Annotated in this window: 8 protein-coding genes; 3 read left to right on the forward strand and 5 right to left on the reverse strand. The window is 32.1% G+C overall.

Features of this window, described 5'->3' with window-relative positions; translation table 11 throughout:
* From ACH2BG_RS00820 to ACH2BG_RS00830, 3 genes are all read left to right on the forward strand, one after another.
* On the forward strand, positions 1 to 1,515 hold a 1,515-nt coding region (locus tag ACH2BG_RS00820; protein WP_395045838.1), incomplete at its 5' end, for a M23 family metallopeptidase.
* A gap of 6 nt (positions 1,516 to 1,521) precedes the next feature.
* Positions 1,522 to 3,978: a carboxypeptidase-like regulatory domain-containing protein gene (locus ACH2BG_RS00825; protein ID WP_395045839.1), complete on the forward strand. Its 2,457-nt coding sequence runs from the start codon at positions 1,522 to 1,524 to the stop codon at positions 3,976 to 3,978.
* A 37-nt stretch (positions 3,979 to 4,015) separates the two neighbouring features.
* The gene (locus tag ACH2BG_RS00830; protein ID WP_395045840.1) at positions 4,016 to 4,747 is read left to right on the forward strand and encodes a hypothetical protein; all 732 of its coding nucleotides are present in this window, start codon (positions 4,016 to 4,018) and stop codon (positions 4,745 to 4,747) included.
* Here ACH2BG_RS00830 and ACH2BG_RS00835 read toward each other — a convergent pair.
* The 5 genes from ACH2BG_RS00835 to ACH2BG_RS00855 all read right to left on the reverse strand — a co-directional run bounded on the left by ACH2BG_RS00835 (position 4,744) and on the right by ACH2BG_RS00855 (position 10,712).
* A complete protein-coding gene (locus tag ACH2BG_RS00835; protein ID WP_395045841.1) occupies positions 4,744 to 5,445 on the reverse strand; it encodes a hypothetical protein in 702 nt (233 codons plus the stop codon). The genes ACH2BG_RS00830 and ACH2BG_RS00835 overlap by 4 nt on opposite strands.
* 83 nt (positions 5,446 to 5,528) lie before the next feature.
* The gene (locus ACH2BG_RS00840) at positions 5,529 to 7,358 is read right to left on the reverse strand and encodes an ABC transporter ATP-binding protein (protein WP_395045842.1); all 1,830 of its coding nucleotides are present in this window, start codon (positions 7,356 to 7,358) and stop codon (positions 5,529 to 5,531) included.
* Positions 7,358 to 9,085, reverse strand: coding sequence for a phospho-sugar mutase (locus ACH2BG_RS00845; RefSeq protein WP_395045843.1), 1,728 nt, complete (start codon positions 9,083 to 9,085; stop codon positions 7,358 to 7,360). The genes ACH2BG_RS00840 and ACH2BG_RS00845 overlap by 1 nt, the downstream gene beginning before the upstream one ends.
* 137 nt (positions 9,086 to 9,222) lie before the next feature.
* Positions 9,223 to 10,182: a glycosyltransferase family 2 protein gene (locus ACH2BG_RS00850; RefSeq protein ID WP_395045844.1), complete on the reverse strand. Its 960-nt coding sequence runs from the start codon at positions 10,180 to 10,182 to the stop codon at positions 9,223 to 9,225.
* Positions 10,182 to 10,712: a DUF4199 domain-containing protein gene (locus ACH2BG_RS00855; protein WP_395045845.1), complete on the reverse strand. Its 531-nt coding sequence runs from the start codon at positions 10,710 to 10,712 to the stop codon at positions 10,182 to 10,184. Before ACH2BG_RS00855 ends, ACH2BG_RS00850 begins: the two co-directional genes overlap by 1 nt.
* Positions 10,713 to 10,899: the final 187 nt, after the last annotated feature.

A 10,899-nucleotide genomic window follows, 5' to 3' on the forward strand; every position in this document is an offset into this window, starting at 1 on the left:
GGTTTTCCTGTTTATGCTACTGCCGATGGTTTTATTTCTAGAATTAAAATTTCTACAGCAGGTTATGGAAAATCAATATATATAGACCATCCTAATGGATTTACTACTGTTTATGGTCATTTGCAAAGAGCTGCGCCTGAAATTCAGAAAGTTTTAAATTCAGAACATTATTTAAAAAAAAGCTACGAAATAGAAATTTTCCCAAAACCAAATGATATTCTTGTCAAAAAAGGGGATATAATTGCATATTCTGGTAATACAGGAAGTTCTGGAGGACCACATTTGCATTTTGAAATACGAGATACTAAAACCGAAAAAATAATAAACCCTTTGTTTTTTGGATATGATTCGAGTTTTTTAGACACAAAATCACCACAAATCACAGGGCTTTTAGCCTATTCATTAGGCGATTCATCTCAGATAAATGGTACTTCAAATCCAGTTTTTATAAATTTATCTTTACAAAATGATGGTTCTTATTTAGCTAGTAAAATTGTAGCGAGTGGAAAAATAGGATTTGGGATCAATGCGTACGATATGTCAGATAATAATTACGGCAAAAATGGTGTTTATAAACTAGATACTTACCTAAACGGAATGCCTTATTATGGTTATGAATTCGATTCTTTTTCATTTGACGAAACCAAGCACATTAACTCATTTATAGATTTTCCGAGATATAAAACTCAAATGCAACGTTTTCAGAAACTATTTGTAGGTTATTTGTATCCAAACAGTGTTATAAAAATGATGAAAGATGACGGAGTTATAAATGTTTCTTCAAATTTTACAATGAATTATAAAATCGTTTTGCAAGATTTTAATGGTAACAAAAGCATTATTAACATCCCCATTTCTTATGGAATTTTACCCATTACACAACCCAAAACAACCAAAACAACATCTTATTTACTAAAATCTCGTAATGATAATAGTTATGCAAAAGAAGGAGTTTCTGTGTTTATTCCAGAAAACACTTTTTACGAAGATTTTTATTTAAGATTTGATGTGGAAAACAACGAACTCTTTCTTCATGATGATACTGTTGCAGTAAATGAATATATTACAATCACTTTCGATGTTACAAAAATTCCTGTTCCAGATAGAGAGAAAATGTTTATAGCCAATTTAGATGACGCGAGAAAAGAATATAATTCGACATTAAAAAGTGATGATTCATTTTCTATTAAAACTAAAAAACTTGGAAAATTCTTTTTATCGAAAGATACAATTGCACCTCTTATATATAAACCAAATTTTTCTGACGGAGCAAATTTAGAGAAGCAACAAACATTAAAAGTTTCAATTTCCGATGATTTGTCAGGAATTGCATCATATAACGCTTACCTAAACGGAAAATGGATTCTCATGGAATACGAAAATAAACTAAATAGACTCACGCATAACTTGTCTGATGATGTATATATAAATGGGAATAATAAATTTAAAATTATTGTAAAAGATAATTTAGGAAATTCTACTACTTTTGAATCCAATTTTAATAAAACAAAATAAATAATTTTGAGGACTAAATTCACACTACTTTTATTCATTTTTACCCTATTTTCTTTTGCGCAAACTGCAAGAGTAAAAGGGATTATTCTTGACGAAAATAACCAACCCGTCGAAGGCGTAAATGTTATTTTCCAAGAGAATAAAACTACTACAAATACAAATGGTTTTTATAGTTTGACAATTCCGAGCAACGTGAAATCTAATTTAAAATTTTCGCATATATCGCTAAAAGCTGCGGTGGTTTCGTTAGAATTAAAACCCAATGAAGATTATGAATTTAATATTATTTTAAATAATAATGTCGAACAAATAGGTGAAGTAATCATCACTAATAATAGCCGAAAAAGGGTAGAAGGGATTATCACAATTTCGCCCAAAGCAGTTCGATTAATTCCTGGTGCAAATGCTGGTGTCGAAAATATTCTTAAAACACTACCCGGAGTTTATTCTAATAACGAGTTGAGTACACAATATGCAGTTCGTGGAGGAAATTACGATGAGAACCTAGTCTATGTAAATGAAGTCGAAGTTTATCGTCCGTTTTTAGTTCGCTCAGGACAACAAGAGGGTTTGAGTTTTACAAATACCGATTTAGTTCAGAATATAGATTTTTCTGCTGGAGGTTTTCAAGCGAAATATGGGGATAAATTATCATCGGTTTTAGATATTACTTATCGAACACCTAAAAAATTTGGAGCATCGCTCGAAGCTAGTTTCCTTGGTGGAAGTATGGCTGTCGAAACCGCTTCAAAAAATCAAAAATGGACAACAATAACAGGTGTTAGATATCGTGACAATGCACTTTTGGTTAAAAGCCAAGAAACAGAAACCAATTTTAAACCACGTTTTCTAGATGTGCAATCCTACATCACATTTACGCCAAATACAAAATGGCAATTTAGTTTTTTAGGGAATGTCGCTCAGAACAAATATGACTATATTCCGTTAACACGCCAAACAAATTTTGGTACGATTAGTGATCCAATCGCTTTATTGGTCGAATATGAAGGTCGTGAAAAAGACAGGTACAATACCCTTTTCGGCGCTTTCAAAACTACTTATACGGTAAATGAAAATTTTAATTTGAAATTAATAACATCAGCTTACCACACCACCGAACAAGAATATTTTGATATTTTGGCTGAATACCGTTTGGGAGAAGTAGATTCTAATTTGGGATCTGATACTTTTGGAGATGTCAATTTTTCACAAGCCATAGGTTCTCAATTAACACACGCTCGAAATGATTTAGATGCTTTGATTGTAAATGCCGAAATAAAAGGTTTTCATAAAAAAAACGAAGACCAAATAGAATGGGGAATTAAATATACGCGAGAAAGTATTCGTGATCGATTAATAGAATGGGAAGTGATCGATTCAGCTGGGTTTTCTATAAATCCGCCCATTGTAATGCCTAGAAATGAGCAGCCATATAATCCTTATTACGGACCGCTCGTGCCTTATCATAATGTGAGAGCCACAAATTATGCAAATATCTCTAGATTTTCGGGTTACGCACAATGGAACCGACGTTCTAAATGGGGAGCTAACGATGTTTTTACGAATATTGGAGTTCGTGCTCACCAATGGCAGGTAAGTGGCGAAAATATTTCTGGCAATAGCCAAATAACATTTAGTCCAAGAGCACAGTTTGCTATAAAACCAGATTGGGATAAGGATATGTTATTTAGAATTTCGGGGGGATTGTATCATCAACCACCATTTTATAGAGAATTGCGAAATGCCGATGGTCAAGTTGTTCCTAATGTAAAAGCACAACAATCAGTACATATTGTGTTAGGAAATGATTATAGTTTTAAGATGTGGAACCGACCTTTTAAACTAGTTACCGAAGCGTATTATAAATCATTAACCAATGTGAATCCGTACACGTTAGACAATGTACGAATAAGATATGAAGCCGATAATAATGCCAAAGCTTATGCGCAAGGATTAGATTTACGACTAAATGGTGAATTTGTTCCTGGAACCGAATCTTGGTTGAGTTTTGGATACTTAAAAACCGAAGAAAATATTGATAATCGTGGTTATATTGCAAGACCAACAGACCAACGATTGAAGTTTGGTATTCTTTTTCAGGATTATGTACCTAATATTCCAACATTCAAAATGTATCTAAATTTAGTTTATAATACAGGTTTACCAGGTGGTTCGCCGTCTTATGCGGATCCGTACCAATACCAACAGCGTTTGCGTGATTATCGTCGTGCTGATTTGGGTTTTTCGTATGTGTTTACAGACAGAGCTAGAGCCAAAGAAGAAGGACATTGGCTGAAAAAGTTTAAAGATTTGTCTATCGGATTGGAGATTTTTAATATGTTTAACAACCAAAATACCATTACAAACACATGGGTTCGTGATGTATATACAAAATCGCAATACGGTGTGCCTAATTATTTGACAACTCGTGTATTTAGTTTGAAACTGAATGTAAAGTTGTAATTTAAAAAAACCTTATATTTGATATAAATTTTTAAGTATGAAAAAGCTCTCAACATATATTTTCCCAATACTAATCTTATTAGTAAGTTGCAAAGAAGAATCTAAAAAGCCAAAAGTGATTTATGAAGATGCAAAAGCCGTTGTAGCACCTGTGAAAAAGGATTCGACACAAATAAAAATTGCCGATTTACCTATTCATATGGATGGAACGCCTTTTTTAATTCATCCTATGGGAGAATACAGCATGACTGACGGAAGCTCTAAAGTTAACTCAAGTTCAGCATCGGCATCATATGATAAAGACGAAAGTTTTAAGGTTTCTAATTATAATGAATACGAAATAACAGGTTATATAAGCAATTTTAAATTTCAGAAAATAGGTTCCGATTCGCTGCATTTACTAACAGACAAACCAGTTCTTATAGAAACAGTAACTTACTTAAAAACAGTTTCAGATAAAGCCAAGCAGCAGGTATTGGTCTACACATTGGCTGATATGGACACTAATAACGACGGAAAAATAAACTCCAACGATATAAAAACTATCTATTTAAGTGATATTAGTGGAAGTAGATTTACTAAAATTGCTGCCAATTTCCAAGAACTTATAGATTGGAATTTGATTGAATCTAACTGCCGTTTGTATTTTAGAACCATTGAAGATATAAACAAAAATGGCGCTTTCGATAAGACCGATAAAGTGCATTATCACTTCGTAAACTTGCAAAATAAGGATTGGAAAATAGAAGAGTATTCGCCCATAAACTAAATCAAAATATCACTTTCTAAATCTGATTTTTCAATTTCAAAATCGAAGCCTAATTGAGTTACTAATTCGATAACTAGTTTTTTGTACCAGTTTTCAGATTTTGGGTGAATGTATATTTTTTCAATTAATGCATTAATATCTACATTAATTTTCAGTCCGTCGTTTATCGAAATGTTTTGTTCCGTAACATCGGTAATAATTCGAACTTCACGTTCGTACTGAAAACTTTTTCGTTTAAACAGGAATGGAAAAAAATTATCGTCAAACGGAATATATTCTTTTTTGTAATCGATATAATTTACTTCTCCTATATATTGTTTGGTGTGTTTTTCAGGTTGCAAAGCTTCTTTTAACCTACCAATTGTCGATTGTATGGCTAAACCTTCTTGGTTTTTGGTAAAAATTTGCCACATCGCAAAGCTCTCATATTCGTTAGTGTGCCAACTGCTTATGGCTACTTTTTCACGATGTGATTTGTAATAATCTAAAAACTCAGGATTATTGGCTGCAATTTTCTTAATTTCTTCAAAAGTAGGTTCACTAAATGTACCTTCGTATTGGTCTTCGAACTTATCCGAACGAGACATAAACATTTTTTTCGACAATAATAAATCTAGAAATTTAGACAAGTCTAAGTATTTCCAAACTATAGTATCTGGATTTTCTGAAAGATGAATATTGTTGTGGTTTATGTACATTTTTGTTGTAAAAATATTTTACCGCAAATTATTAATTATTCTTTAGAATCTAAGTAATCTAAAAATCTAAGAAGTCTAAATATCTACTCAAAACTCTGCATGGTTACCAAGTTAGAATAAGTTCCGTTTAGTGCTAAAAGCTCTGTATGTGTTCCTTGTTCTACAATTTCACCTTTTTTCATAACAATAATATTATCTGCTTTTTGAATAGTAGATAACCTGTGTGCAATTACAATCGAAGTTCTGTTTTGCATCATGTTTTCTAATGCAATTTGAACAAATTTTTCACTTTCTGTATCCAACGCTGAGGTTGCTTCGTCGAGAATCATGATTGGAGGATTTTTGAGAACAGCTCGAGCAATAGACAAACGTTGTTTTTGTCCGCCAGAGAGTTTATTTCCAGCATCTCCAATATTGGTTTCAATCCCGTTTGGCAAATTCATGACAAATTCATAAGCATTTGCAATTTTTAGTGCTTCTATAACTTCATCATCGGTAGCATTTTCTTTGCCTAAAAGAATATTATTTTTTATAGTATCATTAAATAAGATTGAGTCTTGCGTAACCAATCCCATTAAACCACGAAGAGATTCGAGCTTCATGTCTTTTATATCAATACCATCAATAGTGACTGTGCCTTCATTTACATCGTAAAAACGAGTTAGCAAATTAGCAATTGTACTTTTTCCTGAACCAGATTGTCCGACCAAAGCAATGGTTTTTCCTTTAGGAACAGTAATTGTAAAGTTCTTTAAAACATTTTCTTCCTCATATCGAAAGTTGATGTTTTTGATTTCAATTTTGTCTTCAAAAGTATTCTTATCAATAGCATTTTCTTTGTTGGTTATTGTATTTTCAGTTTCTAAAACTTCAAAAACACGTTGCGCAGCAGCTAATCCATTTTTTACCGCATAAGATGCTTTAGATATTGATTTTGCTGGTGTAAGAATGTTATAAGCCAATAACATATAAACTAAAAACAAAGATCCTTCTAGCGTTTTATCTACTAAAACTAAATTTCCTCCATACCATAGTAAAACTGCAATGGTAAGAATTCCCATAAATTCGCTCATGGGTGAGGCTAAGTTATTTTTGTTTCCAATACTATTAGATAATTTCAAAAGACGATTTACAGAATCGCCAAAACGTTTTTTGAATGTCCCTTCGGCATTATAACTTTTTACCACTTTTAGTCCACTCAAACTTTCTTCAACGATAGATATTAAGTGCCCACTTTCTTGTTGTGCAAGTGTAGATTTTGATTTTAGATTTTTACCAATTTTAGATATTATAAAACCAGATATAGGAATAAATATAAAAACAAATAAAGTTAGCTTGACACTAATATTAAGCATGGCAACTATTGCAAATACAATAGTAAGGGGTTCTTTTACAACTAATTCTAATATTGAAAAAAAAGAATTTTGTACTTCACCCACATCGCCTAACATTCTTGCCATAACGTCACCTTTTCTTTTTTCAGAATAGTAAGATAATGGCAATTCGATAATTTTGTCAAACATCTTTTTTCTTAAATCACGAAGCACGCCATTCTTAAGATGCATAATGTGGTAAGACGCAAGATAATTGAATAAATTTTTGAATAAAAACGTGGTAATAACTAATCCAACTGCAAGTAATAAGGCATATTGTGGACCATGCTCATTATTTAAATTCGAAATATGGTAAAACAACAATTCTTTGCTATAGCTGGTAACGTTTGCAATACCTGTATAAATAGGTTTGTGACTTACTGCTCTACTTGTTTTGAACAAAACTTCTAGTAACGGAAACATTGTTACCATCGATATTGTACTAAATAAAGCATACAATATATTATAAATCACATTCCAAATAATATGTGATTTGTATGGTTTTGTGTAAGGAATTAGTTTTAAGAGATTTGTATCCATTAGTTTAAGTTCATTGAGACAATGATATTCTTTATTTTGTTATCTAAATAATTTTCAGCTTCAGTAACTTCCGAAACGTTTTGTATAGCACAATTCACACTAAAATAAAATTTAATCTTAGGTTCGGTTCCGCTTGGTCTTGCACAAATTTTGCTTCCGTCTTCAAGATAATAAATTAATACATTCGATTTGGGAATATTTAGCGTTTCTATCTCATCAGTAAATAAATTCTTGGCGGTTGAATTTTGGTAATCTTCAATAAATACTACACGTTCGTCGTTTATTTCTTTTAATGGATTCTCACGTAAATTGACCATCATTTGTTTAATCTCGTTAGAACCTTCTATTCCTTTTTTGGTAATCGAAATTAGATGTTCTTTATAAAAACCAAAATCGACATACATTTTAAGCAATTCTTGGTATAACGAACTTCCTTTTTCTTTGGCTTGAGCAGCAATTTCGCAAACTAAAAGTGTTGCAGCAACAGCATCTTTGTCACGAACGGCATCGCCAACCATAAATCCGAAACTTTCCTCGCCACCACCTATGAATTTCTGATTAGGAAAATCTTTAATAAACTTAGCAATCCATTTGAAACCAGTCAAACCAACTTTACATTCAACACCATAAGCAGAGGCTAATTCAAGCATCATTGGTGTAGAAACTATAGTCGAACCTATAAATTCTGTTCCAGTAATTTTACTTTGTTTTTTCCATTGTTCTAACAGAAAATGTGTCATCACAACCATGCTTTGGTTTCCGTTTAGCAAAACCATTTTTCCTTGGGTATTTCTTACCGCAACACCCAATCTGTCCGAATCTGGATCAGTTCCTACAACAATATCAGCATTTGTTTTTTCTGCTAGAGCCATTGCCATTGTAAGTGCTTCTGGTTCTTCAGGATTTGGCGATTTTACAGTTGGAAAATTCCCGTCAGGAATAGCTTGTTCGGGAACAATTTGTACATTTTTGTATCCTGCTTTTTCTAAAACATCTGGAATCAATTTTATCGAAGTTCCGTGCAAAGAAGTAAAAACAATTTTTAAATTTTCTTTTGCTGTTGCCGATGTGTTAAAGCTTGCATTATCGATAGTTGAATTGATAAAAGCTTCATCAACTTTTACATCAATATATTCGATTAAATTTTCGTTGGATTCAAATTTTATTTGGTCATAATTTAACGTATCAATCACCTGAATAATCTCGTTATCTTGTGGTGGAACAAGTTGTCCGCCATCTTCCCAATATACTTTGTAACCGTTGTATTCTGGCGGATTATGAGAAGCTGTGAGCACAATTCCGGCTTTGCAACCCAAATGTTTTACAGCAAAAGATAATTCAGGTGTAGGTCGCATATCCGAAAATAAGAAAACTTTAATCCCATTTGCCGAAAAAACATTAGCAACCACTTTTGCCAACGTATCGCTATTATGGCGACAATCGTAAGCAATAGCTACTTTTATTTCTTGGTTTGGGAACGATTTGTGCAAATAATTCGATAAACCTTGCGTGTTTTTTCCTAACGTATATTCGTTTATTCTATTGGTCCCAACGCCCATAACGCCACGCATTCCGCCTGTCCCAAATTCAAGATTTTTATAAAAACTATCTTCTAATTCTTTAGGAGAAGAAGTCATCATTTCTTTAATCGCATCTTGCGTTTTATTGTCAAATGTTGGCGTAAGCCAAATATTTACTGCGTCTAATATATTTTGTGGTATGTGCATTTTCTATTTATTTTTTAGAAGCTTTTCCCGCTTTTCGTTTCAATCTTTTCTTTTTTAAAGAAAAAAAGAAAAGGATTTTCACTGCTCCCGATTGCTATCGGGACGGGGCTAGTAGCCATATAATTGAAACTTAATCGTTACAAATTTATTTCTGTCGATACTTTGTATCTTTCTTCGTTGTTTTTTGTTCTCAAAATAATTTCCCCAAGAAAACCTGCAAGAAATAATTGAGTTCCAATAATCATAGTGGTCAAAGCTATGTAAAACCAAGGATTATCGGTTACTAATATTGTTTCTTGGTCTAAATAAAATAGTTTTATCAATTTAGAAACCCCAATATAGCCTGCGCTCAAGAAACCAATTAAAAACATAATCGTTCCCAAAGCACCAAAAAGATGCATGGGTCTTTTTCCAAATTTAGACAAAAACCAAATCGTAATCAAATCCAGAAAACCATTTACAAAACGACTCATGCCAAATTTTGATTCGCCATACTTTCTAGCTTGGTGAATCACAACTTTCTCGCCAATTTTGCTAAAACCTGCATTTTTTGCCAAAACAGGAATGTATCGGTGCATTTCGCCCGAAACTTCAATATTTTTTATAACCGTATTTTTGTAAGCTTTCAATCCGCAATTAAAATCATTTAGTTGCACACCAGAAGTTCTTCTTGCTGCGGCATTAAATAATTTTGAAGGCAAGTTTTTAGTAACCGCATTGTCGTAACGTTTCTTTTTCCATCCTGAAACTAGATCATAATTATCATTTACAACCATATTATATAATCCTGGAATTTCGTCAGGACTGTCTTGCAAATCGGCATCCATAGTAATGATAACATCTCCTTGTGCTTTTGCAAAACCAGCATGCAAAGCCTGAGATTTTCCGTAGTTTCTTAAAAAACGAATACCTTTTACAGAAGGATTTTTGCTAGATAATTGGTTTATAGTTTCCCAAGAATCATCGGTGCTACCATCATCGATAAAAATAACTTCGTAAGAGAAATTATTTTCAAACATGACTTTTTCAATCCATGAGGTTAATTCTGGCAACGATTCTTGTTCGTTCAGTAAAGGAATTATGATAGATATGTTCACTATTGAGGGAATGATGATTTAGTTTTGAAAAATGCAGCAAGTATTAGACCAAATAGAGCACTAATTAATATACTGAAAAGTGAGCCTTGCAATAATTTGAATACAGAAAATTGATCATTTTCTTCCAAAGATTTTATAGTATCATTAATTGCTGATGCTGGTGTATCGAATTTTTGCAACATTTCAACAGTATATTTCATTGTTAACTCTTTGATAGTTTCTTTTGCCGCTGGATCAATATAATTGAATAAAATGATATTAAAAACAACTGAAATCATGATTCCTATTACTGCCGAAATAAAATAAGTTGTAAAAGCATCTTTAAAAGCCAAACTCCCTTTAAATTCTTTTCTAGTTTTTGAAAGTAAAACAACTCCAATAATTATGTATACAGCAATGCTTAAAAAACCGAGCCATGTTGAGGTAAATAATTTTAAATCAATAACATATATTAAAGTTGTGATAAGTACAGAAAGCACACCAGTTATTATTCCGTAAGTGATTCCGTTCTTTTTGACTATTTCATTCATGATTAACTTCAGTTTAAATTAATTTACAAATATAAGAATTATACAAGACATACAATTAGTTACTTTAAATGAAAAAAAGTTACACAATTATTTGATTTCTAAAAAATAGTTGTACATTTGCACCCTGAATAAATAAAAAATTATCAACAAAAAGTTGTGTTCTATTTATACCTTTTGAAAAAAAGCA

This window comes from Flavobacterium sp., assembly GCF_043779715.1.
GTDB lineage: Bacteria > Bacteroidota > Bacteroidia > Flavobacteriales > Flavobacteriaceae > Flavobacterium.